Source organism: Gallaecimonas kandeliae (genome assembly GCF_030450055.1).
Classification (GTDB): Bacteria; Pseudomonadota; Gammaproteobacteria; order Enterobacterales; family Gallaecimonadaceae; genus Gallaecimonas; species Gallaecimonas kandeliae.
The window spans coordinates 1791890-1808083 of the sequence record NZ_CP118480.1 but is presented as its reverse complement, the minus strand read 5'-3'; the positions used below and the strand labels follow the sequence as shown (position 1 = coordinate 1808083).

The window sequence follows — 16194 nt, the reverse complement described above, 5'->3', positions numbered from 1 at the left end:
CTTATTGCCCTTACCAGTGCCAGCCCATTTCATTAAAATGCCGCCTTTTGGCGACAAATGCAGCGCAACCTATGACCCCAGCCCAAGACAAGGCACCGGTAGTGGTGCTCCAAGGCGTTGAGAAACGCTTCGACGGCAAAGCCGTGCTGGCCGGCCTGGACCTTGAGATCCAGGACGGGGAATTCTTCACCATCCTCGGCCCCTCCGGCTGCGGCAAGACGACGGCGCTGCGCCTTATCGCCGGACTGGAAGAGGTCGACGCCGGCCGTGTCCATATCGGCGGAATCGACAACACCGAGCTGCCCGCCGAGAAGCGCAACGTCAATACCGTCTTCCAGAGCTACGCCCTCTTTCCCCACATGACGGTGTTCGACAACGTCGCCTTCGGCCTAAAAATGCAGAAGGTAGCCAAGGGCGAACTGGAAGAGCGGGTCTGGGAAGCCTTGAGAATGGTGCAGCTGGACGGCTTTGCCAAGCGCAAGCCCCACCAGCTCTCTGGCGGCCAGCAGCAGCGGGTGGCTATCGCCAGGGCCGTGGTCAACAAGCCCAAGGTGCTGCTGCTGGACGAGTCCCTCTCGGCCCTCGATTACAAGCTGCGCAAGGCCATGCAGTGGGAGCTCAAGCAGCTGCAGCGCCGCCTCGGCATCACCTTCGTGTTCGTCACTCACGACCAGGAAGAAGCCCTGTCCATGTCGGACCGCATCCTGGTGATGAACGGCGGCCGCGCCGAGCAGCTGGGTACGCCGCGGGAGATCTACGAGACGCCCAAGAGCCTCTTCGTGGCCCGCTTCATCGGCGAGATCAACATCTTCGACGCCACAGTGCTGGGCCGAAAGGACGGCCGCCTGGCCGTCGAGATCCTCGGCCAGCATTTCGAGGTGGGGGACAACGACGCCGTCAGCGATGGCCAGGCGGTCAAGGTGATGCTGAGGCCGGAAGACTTGCGCCTCGATGCCGTGGCCCCCGAGCAGGGCCTGGCGGGCCGGGTGATAGAGCGCACCTACAAGGGCGCCACCCTGGACTCCCTAGTGGAGCTCAGCGACGGCAACCGCATCCAGGTTTCCGAGTTTTTCGACGAGGACGACCCCGACTTCGACCACGGCCTCAACGAGTCGGTGGTCGTGAGCTGGGTACCCAACTGGGAAGTGGTGTTGGCCGATGCAGAGGCTTAAGTCTTTCCGTTTCTGGGCCATAGGCCTCATCAGCGGCTGGCTGTTGCTGTTCGTGCTGATGCCCAACCTGATGATCCTGGCCTCCAGCTTCCTGTCCAAGGGCGACAAGTCCCTGGTGGCGCTGCCGCTCAGCCTCGGCAGCTACGCCCGCCTGCTGGACCCCCTCTATGCCGAGGTGCTCTGGCTGTCCATCAAGCTCTCGGCCACCGCCACTTGCATCTGCCTGGCGGTGGGCTACCCCTTCGCCTTTTGCATCGCCCGGCTCAGCCCCAAATGGCGGCCGCTGATGCTGTTCCTGGTGGTGGTGCCCTTCTGGACCAACAGTCTGATCCGCACTTATGCCATCAAGATACTGCTGGGCAAGAAAGGCCTTTTGAACGGGGCCCTGCTGGCCACCGGCCTTATCCAGGAACCCATCACCTGGCTTTACAGTAATGGCGCCGTCATCTTTGGCCTGGTCTACATACTACTGCCATTCATGGTACTGCCCCTTTACAGTGCCATCGAAAAACTGGACGGCCGCTTGCTGGAGGCGGCTGCCGATCTCGGCGCCGGCAAGTTGCGCACCTTCATCCACGTGGTACTGCCCCTGACGGCCCCCGGCATAGTGGCGGGCTGCCTGCTGGTATTCCTGCCGGCCATGGGCATGTTCTACGTCTCGGATCTGTTGGGCGGCGCCAAGGACATGCTGGTGGGCAACATCATCAAACGCCAGATCCTCCTGGTGCAGGATTGGCCCTTCGGCTCGGCGGCCAGCGTGGTGATCACTGTCTTCATGGGCCTGCTGCTCTGGCTCTACTGGCAGGCGGCCAAGCGCATCAACCGCAAGGAGGCCCTGGATGGCTAAGCTGCTGCGCACCGCCGTGCTGGCCCTGGTGCTGGTCTACCTCTATGTGCCCATCGCCATACTGCTGGTCAACGCTTTCAACAAGCAGCGCTTCGGCCTCAGCTGGAAAGGCTTTACCTGGCAATGGTTCGACAAGCTCTGGCACAACCACGGCCTGATGACGGCGGCCGGCCATTCGCTGCTGATCGCCCTCTTGGCGGCCAGCTTCGCGGCGCTCATCGGCACCCTGGCGGCGGTGGCCCTGTTCCGCTACCAGTTCAAGGGCAAGGGGCTGCTGTCCACCTTGCTGTTCGTGGTGATGATGTCCCCGGACATCGTCATGGCCGTGTCCTTCCTGGCGCTGTTCGTGCTGATCGGCCTGGGCCAGGGCTTCTGGCCGCTGCTGTTCGCCCACATCACCTTCTGCCTGCCCTTCGTGGTGGTCACCGTCTATTCGCGGCTCAAGGGCTTTGATGTGCGGATGGTGGAAGCGGCCCGGGATCTCGGCGCCAGCGAATTCGTGGTTTTTCGCAAGATCCTGATGCCACTGGCAAAACCGGCCATCGCCGGGGGTTGGCTGCTAAGCTTTACGCTGTCGCTGGATGACGTCATCATCTCCAGCTTCGTGACGGGCCCCAGCTTCGACGTCCTGCCCATCAAGATCTATTCCATGGTCAAGGTCGGGGTGTCCCCTGAGGTGAACGCCCTGGCCACCGTCATGCTGGGCACGTCCCTGCTAATGGTGCTGTTGTCGCAATGGTTGATGAGGGAGAAAAAATGAATAAACAGGCTCGCCAGGCGCTGCTGGCGCTGGCAATGGGGGCTGCCGCCTTCGGCGCCCAGGCCGCCGACAAGACGCTGAATCTCTATGTCTGGTCCGAATACATACCCGAAGAGGTGATAGACAACTTCACCAAGGACACCGGCATCGAGGTGAACCTCACCACCTACGAGTCCAACGAGGCCATGTTCGCCAAGCTCAAGCTCACCGAAGGCGCCGGCTATGACGTGGTGGTGCCCTCCACCTATTACATCAGCCTGATGCAGAAGGACGGCCTCATCCAGAAACTGGACAAGAGCAAGCTGGCCAACTTCAAGAACCTGGACCCGGCGCTGCTCAACAAGGCCTATGATCCGGGCAACCAGTACTCTGTGCCCTACTTCTGGGGTTCCACCGCCATCGGCGTCAATACCGACGACATCGATCCCAAGGCCATCACCAGCTGGAAGGATCTGTTCAAGCCCGAGTACAAGGGCAAGCTGCTGCTGACCGACGACGTGCGGGAAGTCTTCCAGATCGGCCTCAAGCTCAACGGCTATTCGGCCAATTCCACGGATCCCGAGCAGATCAAGAAGGCCTACGAGACCCTCAAGCCCCTGGTGGCCAACACCCAGGTGTTCAACTCTGACGCGCCGCGCATGCCCTACCTCTCAGGTGACGTGGACATCGGCATGATCTGGAACGGCGAGGTCTACATGGCCAACAAGGAAGGGGGCAAGCTGGCCTACGTCTATCCCAAGGAAGGCGCCATCTTCTGGGTCGACTCCTTCGCCGTCCCCTCCCACGCCGAGCACCCTGACGCCGCCCTGCAGTTCATCAACTACATGATGCGCCCACAAGTGGCCAAGGCCTGCGTCGAGTACGTTGGCTACGCCACCCCCAACGTGCCGGGCCGGGCCCTGCTGCCGGACGAGCTCAAGAACTCGCCGGTGATCTTCCCCAGCAAGGACATCGTCGCCAAGGGCGAATTCCAGACCGATGTGGGGGACGCCATCAGCCTCTACGAGTCCTACTGGACCAAGCTGAAAACCGGCAAATAAGCCAAGGGCCCCATGGGGCCCTTTTCTTTGGGACTATGCTTGAAATGAGGCTGTTGTGGGAGGCCCTATGTTCAAGCGTATCTTTCTGGTCATGGCCCTGGTGTTGATGGCCGCCTTCGGCCTAAGTTACAACTATTACAAAGACTTCCAGCAAGCCGCCTACCATAAATGGGCGGCCGGCAGCCGGCTCCTCGACACCCCCTCAGGCCCCCTGGAATACCAGAGCAAGGGTAGCGGCGTACCGGTGCTGCAGTTCCACGGCACCCCGTCCAGCTACCGCGGCAACCTCAACTTCGCCCTTTACGACGGTCTTTTCACCAGCGGCTACCGCCTGGTGTCCGCCAGCAGGCCAGGCTATATGCGCAGCCCCCTGAGTACCGGCAAGACCCCGGCAGCCCAGGCCGATGCCTTTTCTTCTTTGGCTGATGAGCTGCACCTGGGCAAGGTGGTGGTGGTGGGGATATCCGGTGGCGGCCCCTCGGCCCTGGCTTTTGTCCATCGCCACCCCAACCAGTGCCGGGCCCTGGTGCTGATCGAAGCATTGGCGCTGCCGATCTCCAGCGACGGCGAGCAGAAGACCGGCTATGGCCGGCTGCTGGAATGGGCCCTGGACAACAACTACCTGACCTGGCTGGCCTCAGGCCCCCTGTTCCGCCACCTCTTCCCGCAACTGGTGGACAACGACGACAAGATGGCCGAGGACTTCGGGGAATACCTGGCGCTGTTCCCCCACTTCGAGGCGGGGCTGCGCAACGACGTGGCCCAGTTCCAACAGCTAAAACCCCTGCCCCAGCCCATCACCTCCTGCCCTACCCTGATCCTCCACGGGCTGGATGACCAGGTGGTGCCCTTCGGCAATGCCACCGCCGTGCTGGCCCATATCCCCGGCGCCAAGCTGGTGCCCTTCGCCGGCAGCGGCCATGAGATGTTCTACAGCCGCGCCGGCGAGATACAGCAGCAGATCCGCGCCTTCCTGGGTGGCCTCAACGCCGGCCGATAAGTTCGGCCACCAGTTTGGGCACTTCCACCGCCGCCATGCCGCGGCGGTGCTCATGAAAGCGGTGGCTGACATGGGAGCTGTCGGCGTTGATCTCGATGCTGTGGGCGCCCTGGGCCACGGCCTCGTCGACAAAGCCTGCCGCCGGGTAGACCTGCCCAGATGTGCCTATGGCGATGAAGAGATCGCACTGGGCCAGGGCCTGGAAGATCCTGTCCATCCCCAAAGGCATCTCCCCGAACCAGACCACATGGGGCCGCAGCACGCTGGCCGGCACGCAGCAGGTGCAGAGGCTGTGCTCGGTGAGGGGTTCTGTGACCCGGAACAACTGCCCTGTCTTGACGCAGCGGGCCTTGGTCAGCTCGCCGTGCATGTGGATGAGGTGATGGCTGCCGGCCCGCTCGTGGAGATCGTCGATGTTCTGGGTGACGATGAGGGTGCCGGGAATGGCCTTCTCCAGCTCCGCCAGGGCCAGGTGGGCAGGGTTGGGTTTGACCAGGGGCAGCTGGGCGCGGCGCTCGTTGTAGAAACGCTGGACCAGGGCCGGGTCGCGGTGGAAGGCTTCGGGGGTGGCCACGTCCTCCAGGCGATGGGACTCCCAGAGCCCCCCTTGGTCCCTGAAGGTGCGGATCCCGGACTCGGCGCTGATCCCGGCGCCGGTCAACACCACTATCTCGCTGTAACGGCCATGGCTCACTTTTACATTTCCTTTTCTTCTATTGGATTGGCGCTCCCGGTGCCTCAGCCCCCGGAACGACCGCTCGATACCTTATCCCGACCGGACAGCGCCTGCCGTACTTTTTTTGCTGCAACATTGCCGATACACTCAAGCTGCCGATCCTATAAGCCGAAAGTGCCCATGAACCAGGTCCAGATCCTGATAGCCGATGACCACCCGCTGCTGCGCGCGGCTGTCCGCCTGACCATAGAGGCGGCCCTGCCCGGTGCCGTCATCCGCGAGGCGGCGGACGTCCAGGCCATGGAAGCGGCTATCGGTGAGGGGCTGCCGGATCTGGTGTTGCTGGACCTGACCATGCCGGGGGCCAACGGCTTTTCCAGCCTCATCCTGCTGCGCCAGCAGCACCCGGCCCTGCCGGTGGTGGTGCTTTCCGCCCATGAGGACGACAGCAGCGTCAACCGCGCCTACCATCACGGCGCCCAGGGGTTCGTGCCCAAGTCCGCCAACGCCGACGCCATAGGCCAGGCCCTCAAGGCGGTATTGGCGGGGGACAACTGGTTCCCCCCCGGCTTCGTGCCGGACGCGCCCTGCGATCAGGAAACCAGGCTGGCGGAAGGCCTGGCCGCCCTGACGCCACAGCAGTACAAGGTGCTGGTGATGTTCGCCGACGGCCTGCTCAACAAGCAGATCGCCTATGAACTGGGGGTCTCCGAGGCCACCATCAAGGCCCACGCCACCGCCATCTTCCGAAAGCTGGACGTGCGCAACCGCACCCAGGCCGTCATCGCCTTGCAGAGCCTCGGCCCAGTGCCTGATCCATCATGGCACGCAGTGCCGCCGGCTTGACCATCTTGGCCATATAGCCAAAGCCCGCCTGCTGGGTCTCGCTGATCAGCTCCTGACGGGTGTCGGCGGTGATGAGGATCCCCGGCAAGTGCCCGCCCTGACGTTCCCTTAGCGCCTGCATCACCGAGAGGCCGTCGTCGCCGCCGTCCAGGTGGTAGTCGGCCAGCACCATGTCCACCTCTTCCCCGGCCAAGACCTCTTGTGCCTCGCTGCGGCTGCGGGCCGTGCTGACCCTCATGTTCCAGCCGCCGAGCAAGGAGCGCATGGCCTGCAATATGGCCTCTTCGTTGTCGATGCAGAGCACGTGGCGGCCGGATAAAGCCCGGCCGTTGACCGTCATCACCGGCTGCACTTCCGGGCTGGCGCTTCGGCTCCTCGGCACCCTCACCGAGAACATGGAGCCCCTGCCTTCCCAGGAGCGTACCGCCAGGCTGTGGCCGAGGATCCGGCTCATGCGGTCGGCGATGGCCAGGCCCAGTCCCAGGCCTTTTTCCCCTTTGTCGAAGCGCTTGAACTCCTCGAAGATGCTGGCCAGGTGTTCCTGGGCTATGCCGGGGCCGTTGTCCCAGACCTCGATGCAGAGATCCTGGCCCTGGCGGCGGGTACCCAGCAGCACCTTGCCGCCACGGGCGTAGCGGAAGGCGTTGGTGAGGAAGTTCTGGACGATGCGGCGCAGCAGCATCTTGTCGGAATCGACGATGGCCGAGGAGCCGACCCAGCGAAATTCGATCTGTTGCTCGTCCGCCAGGGCCTTGAATTCGTTGGCCAGGTTGTCCAGCACCTCGCGCATGGGGAAATGCAGGCGGCGCACCTTCATGGTGCCGGCGTCCAGTTTGGAGATGTCCAGCAGATCGGTGAGCAGCTCACCGGCAGCCTTCAGGGAACTCTTGGTGTTGTCCAGCAGCATGGCCTGCTCGGTACCGGTCTCCACGCGCTGCGACAGGGCCGATACGAAGAGCCGGGCGGCGTTCAGCGGCTGCATCAGGTCGTGGCCACAGGCGGCCAGGAAGCGGCTCTTGCCCTGGTTGGCCTTGTCGGCGGCCGCCTTGGCGGCCTGCAGTTCCCGGGTGCGCTCCTCCACCCTGTCCTCAAGGGCCTCGTTGGCCTCCTTGAGGATCTTCTCGGCCTGGCGGTAAGGGGTGATGTCCGAGAAGGTCATCACGAAACCGCCCCCCGGCATGGGGTTGCCCTGGAGCTTGATGACCCGGCCGTCGGGGCGGGAACGCTCCGAACTGTGGGGGCTGCCTTCCTTCATGAAATTGACCCGCCGGGCCACATGCTCTTCCATGTCGCCCGGGCCGCACCAGCCTCGCTCGGCGTTGAAGCGGATGAGGTCGGCCACGGAGCGGCCGGCGTAGATGAAGCCGGGGGGATAGTCGAACAGTTCCAGGTAACGCCTGTTCCAGGCCACCAGGTGCAGATCCCTGTCCACCACCGACATGCCTTCAGAGGCATGCTCTATGGCCCCTTGCAGCAGTTCGCGGGAAAAATGCAGTTGCTCCGTGGCCTCGTCCACCAACGTCACGACGTCGTCCAGGCCGATGTCCCGGCCCTCCAGGGCGCTGCGCAAGACCAGGGCGGCGCTGGAGGCACCGATCACCGAGGCCATCAGCCGCTCGGCCTCGCTGAGCAGCTCGTCCGGGCTCAGCCTCGGCATGGCGGAAATGATGATGCCGCTGTCGCGGCAGTAGCGGTCCAGCATCCGCTCGGCCCGCTCAGGGCCCACGAAGCGGCTGACCAGCAGCCGCAGATCCTGGACGCTCAAGTGCCCCTGGTGGCGCCCACCTGGACTGGCTGCGTGGCTGACGAAGGCGGCGGCCTGCAGCCTGTCCCGCACCCCGGCCCGCAGGGCCATGGAAGAAAGCACATAGACCATGGCGTTGATGACCAGGGACAGCACTATGACGTAACTGCTGAGCCAGAGGCCCGACAGGGCCCACCAACTGCCGAAGCCGGCGATAAGTCCCAGGAAGACCCCCTTGCGGTGGCCCTGGCTCCAATAGAGGCCGCCCACCAACGCCGGCGCCAGCTGGGCGAAGGCGCCGAAGGCGAAGAGGCCGAAACCGGCCAGCCCTTCCTGCTGGCCAAGCAGCCAATAGGTGACGAAACCCAGGGTCATCAGCAGCAGGATGATAAAGCGGCGCAGCCGCAGCAACAGCCGGGAAAAACCTTCGAAGTTGCGCCCCGCCATCTGCCCCGTCTTGAGCATCAGGGGCACCACCATCTCGTTGGAGACCATGATGGCGATGGTCACGGCCGCCACCACCACCATGCTGGTGGAAGCAGAGATGGCCCCCAGCAGCGCCAGGGCCGCCACCCAGGGGTGGCCTTGGACCAGCGGCAGGGAGATGACATAACCGTCAGGGCTCTGGCCCGGGAAGGCGACCAGGCTGCCGGCGAAGGTCAGGGGCAACACCGGCAGCGCCATCAGCACCAGGTAGAGGGAGAAGAGCCAGCGGGCCGTCTTGAGATCCCTCGGCTCCTGGTTTTCCACCACCATGACGTGGAAGAGCCGCGGCAGGCAGAGGAAGGCCCCCGCCCCCACCAGGCTCTGGGACAGCACCGCCGGCAGGCTGGAATCCTGGTCGGTGCCGACGCTGTGGGTCACCAGCACCTGGGTCAGCAGATCCCCAAAGCCGTCGAAGCTGGAATAAACCACCACCAGGGCCACCAGTACCAGGGCCACCAGCTTGACAACCGACTCGAAGGCCATGGCCAGCATCAGGCCGGGGTGGTGCTCGGTGGCGTCCAGCTTGCGGGTACCGAACAGGGAGGTGAAGAGCACCAGGGCCACCGCCACCACACCGGCGATAACGAGATCCGGCAGCGGCCAGCTGCGGGCCAGCAGCTTGAAGCCCATCACCATGGCTTTGAGCTGCAGGGCTATGTAGGGCAGGCTGGCGACGATGGCGATGAGGGTTACGGTCACCGCCAGCAGCTGGGACTTGCCGTAGCGGGCCGCCAGCAGGTCGGCGATGGAGGTGATGCTCTGGTCCTGGCTGGTGCGCACCAGTTTTTTCAGCAGCGGGTAGCCGAGGGCAAAAAGGGCCAGGGGCCCGAGATAGACCGGCAGGAAGGACCAGAGAGAGCGGTGGGCCTGGCCGACAGTGCCGAGAAAGCTCCAGGACGAGCAGTAGACGGCCAGGGACAAGGCGTAGATCACCTTGCGCCCGGTCGGCCCAAAGCCGCTGCTGTGCCTGTCGCCCCAGTAAGCCACGGCAAAGAGCGCCAGCACATACCCCAGGGCACAGAGCCCCATCAACCAAACCGGCATCGACACACCTCCCAAGACACCCCTCCTTTTTACCACAGCCCTTGGCCGGCAGGGGTTCGACTAAAGTCGACTGGCTGAAAGAATGCCAAGGGGACTAATTTGTGAACATTCTGTAAACAAGGAGTCCCGTCATGGACCACCCGCTCTACGAGAAGATCCACAACAGCCCGCGATTCCAGGAGATGGTGGCAAAGCGCGAACGTTTCGCCTGGCAGCTGTCGGCCGTGATGCTGGTGATCTACTTCACCTTCATCCTCATCATCGCCTTCAGCCCCGGCGTCTTCGGCACCCCCATCAGCAAGGGATCCGTGATCACCTGGGGGATCCCGGTCGGCCTTGGGGTCATCATCAGCGCCTTCGTGCTGACCGGCATCTATGTGCGCAAATCCAACCGCGAGTTCGACGCCGAGAACCAGTCCATCATCGAGGAGGCCAAGAAATGAAACTCCGAACGCTCCTGCTGGCAGCCCCCCTGCTGCTGCCCGGCCTGGCCTCTGCGGCCGGCGCCATCGAAGGGGAGGTACACAAACAGCCCCTCAACATCTCTGCCATTGTCATGTTCCTGGTGTTCGTGGCCTTGACCTTAGGGATCACCTGGTGGGCGGCCAAGCACACCAAGAGCACCTCCGACTATTACGCCGCCGGCGGCGGCATCACCGGCTTCCAGAACGGCCTGGCCATCGCCGGCGACTACATGTCGGCCGCCTCCTTCCTGGGGATCTCTGGCCTGGTCTACCTGTCCGGTTTCGACGGCCTCATCTATTCCATCGGCTTCCTGGTGGGTTGGCCGCTGATCCTCTTCTTGATCGCCGAACGCCTGCGTAACCTCGGCCGCTACACCTTCGCCGACGTCGCCAGCTACCGCCTTAAGCAGCAGCCCATCCGCACCTTGGCGGCCAGCGGCTCCCTGGCGGTGGTGGCCCTCTACCTCATCGCCCAGATGGTGGGCGCCGGCAAGCTGATCCAGCTGCTGTTCGGCCTGCCCTACCACTACGCCGTGGTGCTGGTGGGCATACTGATGGTGCTCTACGTCACCTTCGGCGGCATGCTGGCCACTACCTGGGTGCAGATCATCAAGGCAGGGCTCTTGCTGTTCGGGGCCACCTTCATCGCCGTCATGGTGCTCTACCACGTGGGCTTCAGCCCCGAGCATCTCTTCGAGGAATCGGTCAAGGTGCATCCCAAGGGCAATGCCATCATGGCTCCAGGCGGCCTGGTGTCGGACCCCGTCTCCGCCATCTCCCTCGGTATCGCCCTGATGTTCGGTACCGCCGGCCTGCCCCATATCCTGATGCGCTTCTTCACCGTGGCCGACGCCAAGGAAGCCCGTAAGTCGGTGTTCTACGCCACAGGCTTCATCGGCTACTTCTACATCCTCACCTTCATCATCGGCTTCGGCGCCATATTGCTGGTGTCCACCAATGCCGAGTTCAAGGACGCCGCCGGCGCCCTCTTGGGCGGCAACAACATGGCGGCGGTGCATCTGTCCAAGGCCGTGGGCGGCGACCTCTTCTACGGCTTCATCTCCGCCGTGGCCTTCGCCACCATCCTGGCGGTGGTCTCGGGCCTGACCCTGGCCGGCGCCTCGGCGGTCTCCCACGACCTTTACGCCAGCGTCTTCCGCCACGGCAAGGCTTCCGAGCGTGAGGAGCTGAAGGTGTCCAAGATGGCGACAGTGGCCCTCGGCATCGTCGCCATACTGCTGGGTATCGCCTTCGAGAAGCAGAACATCGCCTTCATGGTGGGCCTGGCCTTCGCCATCGCCGCCTCCACCAACTTTCCGGTGCTGTTCCTGTCCATGTACTGGTCCCGCCTCACCACCCGCGGCGCCAAGATCGGCGGCTGGATGGGCCTTATCACCGCCGTCAGCCTGGTGATCCTGGGCCCGACCGTCTGGGTGGCGGTGCTGGGCTTCGAACATGCCATCTTCCCCTACAAGTACCCTGCCCTGTTCTCAGTGGTGGTGGCCTTCGCGGGGACCTGGTTCTTCAGCGTCACCGACAAGTCAGAGTCGGCCGCCGAGGAGCGGGAGCGCTTCATTCCCCAGTTCGTGCGTTGCCACACTGGGGTGGGGGCGGCGGGCGCCGCCGAACACTGACCGCCAAGCTTTATTGCAAGCCATTGAAAAGCCCGGCCTTGGCCGGGCTTTTCTACTTTGGTCTAATGGTTCGGAGGTACCCTGCTATACATACTCGAACCAACAATCCGATAACAAGATAGGGAATGCCATGCTGAACGAACGCTACCCCGTCATGCCGCACATCGCCGAGAAGGCGCTGGTGGACAAGGCCAGCTACCAGGCCCAGTACCAGGCCTCCGTCGACAACCCCGATGCCTTCTGGGGCGAACAGGGCAAGCGCATCGACTGGATAAAGCCTTACACCAAGATCAAGAACGTCTCCTTCGATCCCCACAACCTCCATATCCGCTGGTTCGAGGACGGCACCCTGAACGCCAGTGCCAACTGCCTGGACCGCCACCTCGAGGACAAGGGCGACGTCACCGCCCTCATCTGGGAATCGGACGACGGCAATACCGTCACCCACGTCAGCTACCGCGAGCTTCACGAACGGGTCTGCCGCTTTGCCAATGTGCTCAAGGCCCAGGGGATCCAGAAGGGTGACGTGGTCACCATCTACATGCCCATGGTGGTGGAGGCCGTGGTCTCCATGCTGGCATGCGCCCGCATCGGCGCCATCCATTCCGTGGTCTTCGCCGGCTTCTCTCCCGACTCCATCGCCGGCCGCATTGTCGATGGCGAGTCCAAGCTGGTGATCACCAGTGACGAAGGGCTGCGCGGCGGCCGCGCCATTCCCCTCAAGGCCAATGTCGACGAGGCCCTGGCCAACCCCGAGGTCAAGACGGTCGACAAGGTGATCGTCTTCAAGCGCACCGGCGGCGACATCCAGTGGCATCAGGGCCGGGATCTCTGGTGGCACGAACTGGAAGCGGCCGTCGGCAACGACTGCCCCGCCGCCGAGATGAACGCCGAAGATCCACTGTTCATCCTCTACACCTCCGGCTCCACCGGCAAACCCAAGGGAGTGTTGCACACCACCGGCGGTTACCTCGTCTATGCCTCCCTCACCCATGAGGTGGTGTTCGACTACAAGCCGGGCGAAGTCTACTGGTGCACGGCCGACATCGGCTGGATCACCGGCCATTCCTACCTGGTCTACGGCCCCCTGGCCAACGGCGCCACTTGCCTGCTCCACGAAGGGGTGCCCAACTGGCCTGGCCCCAGCCGTCTGGCCGAGATCGTGGACCGCCACCAGGTAGCCATCCTCTATACGGCGCCGACCCTCATCCGTGCCCTCATGGCCCAGGGCGAGGAACACTTCGCCAAGCTCGACGGCAAGAGCCTGCGCATCCTCGGCACCGTCGGCGAGCCCATCAACCCCGAGGCCTGGCGCTGGTACCATGAGGTGATCGGCAAGGGCCGCTGCCCCGTGGTGGACACCTGGTGGCAGACCGAGACCGGCGGCATCATGATAGCGCCCCTGCCTGGCGCCGTTGACGCCAAACCGGGCTCCGCCACCCTGCCCTTCTTCGGTGTCCAGCCGCAGCTGGTGGACGCCACCGGCAATACTGTGGAAGACGAAGGCAACCTGGTGATAGCGGACTCCTGGCCTGGCCAGATGCGTACCGTCTATGGCGACCACGAGCGCTTCGTACAGACCTACTTCTCCACCTTCCCCGGCAACTACTTCACCGGTGACGGCGCCCGCCGCGACGCCGACGGTTACTACTGGATCACAGGCCGAGTGGACGACGTCATCAACGTCTCAGGCCACCGCATGGGCACCGCCGAAATCGAGTCTGCCCTGGTGGCCCACCACGACGTGGCCGAAGCGGCTGTGGTGGGTTATCCCCACGACATCAAGGGCCAGGGGATCTACGCCTATGTGACCTTGAACGCAGGCGTCGAGAGCACCGAAGAGCTGCGCCAGGAGCTGCGCCAATGGGTGCGCAAGGAAATAGGCGCCCTGGCCAGCCCCGACCTTATCCAGTGGGCGCCCAGCCTGCCCAAGACCCGCTCCGGCAAGATCATGCGCCGCTTCCTGCGCAAAATCGCGGCCAACGAGTGCGAGGCCCTGGGCGATACCACCACCCTGGCCGATCCGACCGTCATCGACACCCTGATCCACAGCCGCCTCAACAAGTAGATCGTCAGCCGTCCCTGCCCGCCGCAAGGCGGGCTTTTTTATGGGCAGTATTCGACGCCCATAAAAAAACGCCGCATTAAGCGGCGCTTTTTGTCTGTGCCTTTCGGCTTAGAAGACGTACTTGGCGGCGAACTGCAGCCGGTCCAGGCTACCCTTGGCACCGTTTTCCAGCTTACGCTCGCCGAAGATGTATTCCACACCGAAGGTGATGGGTTTGACCGGGGAATACATGATGTTGGCATGCCAGGACTGGACGCTCTTGGTGAGGCCGGTAGCGCCGCTGTCGTTGTTGTTGGCGAAGGTGCCGGAATACATCACGGTGGAGCGCAGCTTGTCGTTCCACATGTGACGGTAAGCGGCAAAGCCACCGACTGTGCTGATGGTGTTGAGGCCGCCGTCAGCATCGGCGTTGGCGCCGTTGATGGCGTTCAGGGCCACGTAACGGCCCATGCCGTCACCACCTGAGACCATGAAACGGAAGTCGTCCATGGAGCCGACCTTGAACAGGCCAGAGACGCTGATGCCGTAGCCGGTAGCTGTCTGGTTGTTCTGCTTGTTGCCGTTCATGTCGACGGTGTCGGCGCGCAGCTGGCGTACCAGGCCGGCCACCACCAGGTGACCCCAGTCACCTTTCATGTTGTAGCGGGCGACCAGATCAGGCATGACGCTGGTGTCCTCGTCCACCTTGCCGGTAGAGCCGTAGGCGCTGTAGGTGGTTTCCGGGTTCTCGGCGGCGAACTGCCAGTTGCCGCTGGTGTAGCGGATCTGCACCTGGCGGTTGAACACTGTGCCGTCGGCCGGGCCAAGGAAGTCCACGGTCTCGGCCAGGGCGCCGGTGTTCTGGAAAGTGGTGTAGGTCTGGCCGAAGAGCCAGTTGTCGTAGGTGAAGTAAGCGTGGCGGACGCGGGGGGCGTTGGAGTTGGAGACCCGCTCGTCACCCGTGTAGCTGGACAGGAAGTCCATCTCCAGATAGGTGGTCAGGGTATGGCCTTCCAGCTCGGTCTTGGTACCGAAGTTGAAGCGGGTTTCCTTGGCCGTGAAATCCAGCACCGGGTTGTTGTCACCGCAAGAGGCAGTACAAACGGTGACTGTGCTGGGGACATAGTAGTTGCGGCCTACGCTGTTGCTGGCCGGGGTACCGTCGCTGAACTTGCTGTACATGACGCTGGCCTTGGCGTAGCCGCCGAAGGTCACAGTGGTGTTGTCGGTCTTGAGCAGCTCGAAGGCCGCGTGGCTGGGCATGGACAGGACGGCGCCTATGGCACCTGCGATAAGGCTCTTGTTCATCTTCTCTCTTCCTGTAGTGGTGACTGGCGAAGGCAGTCTTTTGACACGCTGCCAAGGCTCACTAAAGAAATATTGCAAAGAATCAAAAAATTGCCTATTCGCCTTTGGTCGAAGCCAGGTGCTGCTCCAGGGTGAGGACGGGGGAAGCGTCGATGTCTTCGGCGTCCATCATGCTGGCCACCCGCTGCAATGAGCTCAGGATCAAGTGCTGCTCCCACTGGGCCAGCTCGCCGAACTGTTTGATGAAGGCGTTCTGCAGCAATGCCGGCGCCGCCGCCAGGGCCGCCTGACCTTCTTCGGTCAGGGTCAACTCCACCTTGCGCTTGTCCTGCATGGAGCGCTCACGGCATACCAGGCCCCTGGCCTCCAATCGGTCGATGATGCTGGTGACCGTCGCCTGGGACAAGTTGACCAGCCGGGCAATGCTGCGGGTGGTGTCGCCCGGATTGTCGGCGACGGCCCGCATCAGCATCAGCTGGGGGCCGGTCAGGGAGGTCTCCTTGGTGAGCTGGCGCGAATGCAGATCGATGGCGCGGATGATGCGCCTCAGGGCTGTCAAAACCTCGTCTACCGGTTCCATGAAGCTGCCTCTACGGGAAAAACGCCATTTTAGACCGCAAGCCAGGGCTTTGATAAGCCCTATGGTCATTCCCGGGCAAACGTGAGCGGCAGCTGTTCGCCTGCGAACAGCCTGGCAAAGCGCAATGCCCAGAATTTCACAGCGTTTGGCTTTCGCACTCCCCTCGGCACAGGCGTTATTGAATTGCATACTGATGTTTTGTGTTCTGCCAAAGACAGGACAGCAGGCATTACACTCGGCACGAAAGGAAAGGCGGCTTACAGATAGAAAAATGAATAGATGATTACACAAGCCATGACACTTCAATCAAACTGGATTCCTCCCTGCTTTTACCGCCTTGCTGGTAAGCCACAGCAAAAAAGCCTTGACAGACACCCATCCCTTTTGCCAAGGATAGAAGCGCAATCAGGAGATTTTTTTGATGAAACTTCGCAACCTCGGCATTACCACCACCACCATTACCGGTACCACCCTGTGGCACCGGTGGGCGTTGTTGGAAAGCTGAGCAGTTTCATCCTTCCAAGAAAGCCCGCCCTCCCCGGCGGG

13 protein-coding genes are annotated in these 16194 nt (G+C 63.0%); 9 read left to right on the top strand and 4 right to left on the bottom strand.

Going from position 1 to position 16194, the window contains the following annotated elements; genetic code table 11:
• Window positions 1-71 precede the first annotated feature (71 nt).
• The 5 genes from potA to PVT67_RS08800 all read left to right on the top strand — a co-directional run bounded on the left by potA (window position 72) and on the right by PVT67_RS08800 (window position 4819).
• On the top strand, window positions 72-1172 hold the full coding sequence (gene potA / locus PVT67_RS08820; RefSeq protein WP_301499525.1) for a spermidine/putrescine ABC transporter ATP-binding protein PotA: 1101 nt from the start codon (window positions 72-74) through the stop codon (window positions 1170-1172).
• Window positions 1159-2019: a spermidine/putrescine ABC transporter permease PotB gene (potB, locus tag PVT67_RS08815; protein WP_301499524.1), complete on the top strand. Its 861-nt coding sequence runs from the start codon at window positions 1159-1161 to the stop codon at window positions 2017-2019. Before potA ends, potB begins: the two co-directional genes overlap by 14 nt.
• A complete protein-coding gene (gene potC, locus PVT67_RS08810; RefSeq protein ID WP_301499523.1) occupies window positions 2012-2779 on the top strand; it encodes a spermidine/putrescine ABC transporter permease PotC in 768 nt (255 codons plus the stop codon). The genes potB and potC overlap by 8 nt, the downstream gene beginning before the upstream one ends.
• On the top strand, window positions 2776-3819 hold the full coding sequence (locus PVT67_RS08805; protein WP_301499522.1) for an extracellular solute-binding protein: 1044 nt from the start codon (window positions 2776-2778) through the stop codon (window positions 3817-3819). The genes potC and PVT67_RS08805 overlap by 4 nt, the downstream gene beginning before the upstream one ends.
• A 67-nt stretch (window positions 3820-3886) precedes the next feature.
• The gene (locus PVT67_RS08800) at window positions 3887-4819 is read left to right on the top strand and encodes an alpha/beta fold hydrolase (RefSeq protein ID WP_301499521.1); all 933 of its coding nucleotides are present in this window, start codon (window positions 3887-3889) and stop codon (window positions 4817-4819) included.
• On the opposite strand, the gene cobB is transcribed toward PVT67_RS08800, so the two are convergent.
• On the bottom strand, window positions 4803-5582 hold the full coding sequence (gene cobB / locus PVT67_RS08795) for a Sir2 family NAD+-dependent deacetylase (RefSeq protein WP_419181036.1): 780 nt from the start codon (window positions 5580-5582) through the stop codon (window positions 4803-4805). The genes PVT67_RS08800 and cobB overlap by 17 nt on opposite strands.
• 93 nt (window positions 5583-5675) lie before the next feature.
• Between cobB and PVT67_RS08790 the strand changes: the two genes are divergently transcribed.
• On the top strand, window positions 5676-6341 hold the full coding sequence (locus PVT67_RS08790) for a response regulator transcription factor (protein WP_301499519.1): 666 nt from the start codon (window positions 5676-5678) through the stop codon (window positions 6339-6341).
• On the opposite strand, the gene PVT67_RS08785 is transcribed toward PVT67_RS08790, so the two are convergent.
• Complete coding sequence (locus PVT67_RS08785; protein ID WP_301499518.1) at window positions 6277-9615, bottom strand: PAS domain-containing hybrid sensor histidine kinase/response regulator; 3339 nt, start codon at window positions 9613-9615, stop codon at window positions 6277-6279. The genes PVT67_RS08790 and PVT67_RS08785 overlap by 65 nt on opposite strands.
• 131 nt (window positions 9616-9746) lie before the next feature.
• Here PVT67_RS08785 and PVT67_RS08780 point away from each other — a divergent pair, with 131 nt between their 5' ends.
• The 3 genes from PVT67_RS08780 (at window position 9747) to acs (ending at window position 13781) form a co-directional block, all read left to right on the top strand.
• A complete protein-coding gene (locus tag PVT67_RS08780; RefSeq protein ID WP_301499517.1) occupies window positions 9747-10058 on the top strand; it encodes a DUF485 domain-containing protein in 312 nt (103 codons plus the stop codon).
• Entirely contained in the window at window positions 10055-11713 is a 1659-nt protein-coding gene (locus tag PVT67_RS08775; protein WP_301499516.1) for a cation acetate symporter, read from the top strand. The genes PVT67_RS08780 and PVT67_RS08775 overlap by 4 nt, the downstream gene beginning before the upstream one ends.
• Before the next feature lie 130 nt (window positions 11714-11843).
• Window positions 11844-13781 (top strand): acetate--CoA ligase, encoded by a 1938-nt coding sequence (acs, locus tag PVT67_RS08770; RefSeq protein WP_301499515.1) that lies wholly within the window; start codon window positions 11844-11846, stop codon window positions 13779-13781.
• Window positions 13782-13889: 108 nt separating this feature from the next.
• On the opposite strand, the gene PVT67_RS08765 is transcribed toward acs, so the two are convergent.
• Both PVT67_RS08765 and PVT67_RS08760 read right to left on the bottom strand, forming a co-directional pair.
• Window positions 13890-15068, bottom strand: coding sequence for a DcaP family trimeric outer membrane transporter (locus PVT67_RS08765; protein WP_301499514.1), 1179 nt, complete (start codon window positions 15066-15068; stop codon window positions 13890-13892).
• Window positions 15069-15162: 94 nt separating this feature from the next.
• A complete protein-coding gene (locus PVT67_RS08760) occupies window positions 15163-15648 on the bottom strand; it encodes a MarR family winged helix-turn-helix transcriptional regulator (RefSeq protein WP_301499513.1) in 486 nt (161 codons plus the stop codon).
• Between the last annotated feature and the right edge of the window lie 546 nt (window positions 15649-16194).

Excerpts from the sequence above, each read along its gene's own strand:
- potA (WP_301499525.1), top strand. The coding sequence starts at position 72 with ATGACCCCAGCCCAAGACAAGGCACCGGTAGTGGTGCTCCAAGGCGTT.
- potB (WP_301499524.1), top strand. The coding sequence starts at position 1,159 with ATGCAGAGGCTTAAGTCTTTCCGTTTCTGGGCCATAGGCCTCATCAGC.
- potC (WP_301499523.1), top strand. The coding sequence starts at position 2,012 with ATGGCTAAGCTGCTGCGCACCGCCGTGCTGGCCCTGGTGCTGGTCTAC.
- PVT67_RS08805 (WP_301499522.1), top strand. The coding sequence starts at position 2,776 with ATGAATAAACAGGCTCGCCAGGCGCTGCTGGCGCTGGCAATGGGGGCT.
- PVT67_RS08800 (WP_301499521.1), top strand. The coding sequence starts at position 3,887 with ATGTTCAAGCGTATCTTTCTGGTCATGGCCCTGGTGTTGATGGCCGCC.
- PVT67_RS08790 (WP_301499519.1), top strand. The coding sequence starts at position 5,676 with ATGAACCAGGTCCAGATCCTGATAGCCGATGACCACCCGCTGCTGCGC.
- PVT67_RS08785 (WP_301499518.1), bottom strand. The coding sequence starts at position 9,615 with ATGCCGGTTTGGTTGATGGGGCTCTGTGCCCTGGGGTATGTGCTGGCG.
- PVT67_RS08780 (WP_301499517.1), top strand. The coding sequence starts at position 9,747 with ATGGACCACCCGCTCTACGAGAAGATCCACAACAGCCCGCGATTCCAG.
- PVT67_RS08775 (WP_301499516.1), top strand. The coding sequence starts at position 10,055 with ATGAAACTCCGAACGCTCCTGCTGGCAGCCCCCCTGCTGCTGCCCGGC.
- acs (WP_301499515.1), top strand. The coding sequence starts at position 11,844 with ATGCTGAACGAACGCTACCCCGTCATGCCGCACATCGCCGAGAAGGCG.
- PVT67_RS08765 (WP_301499514.1), bottom strand. The coding sequence starts at position 15,068 with ATGAACAAGAGCCTTATCGCAGGTGCCATAGGCGCCGTCCTGTCCATG.
- PVT67_RS08760 (WP_301499513.1), bottom strand. The coding sequence starts at position 15,648 with ATGGAACCGGTAGACGAGGTTTTGACAGCCCTGAGGCGCATCATCCGC.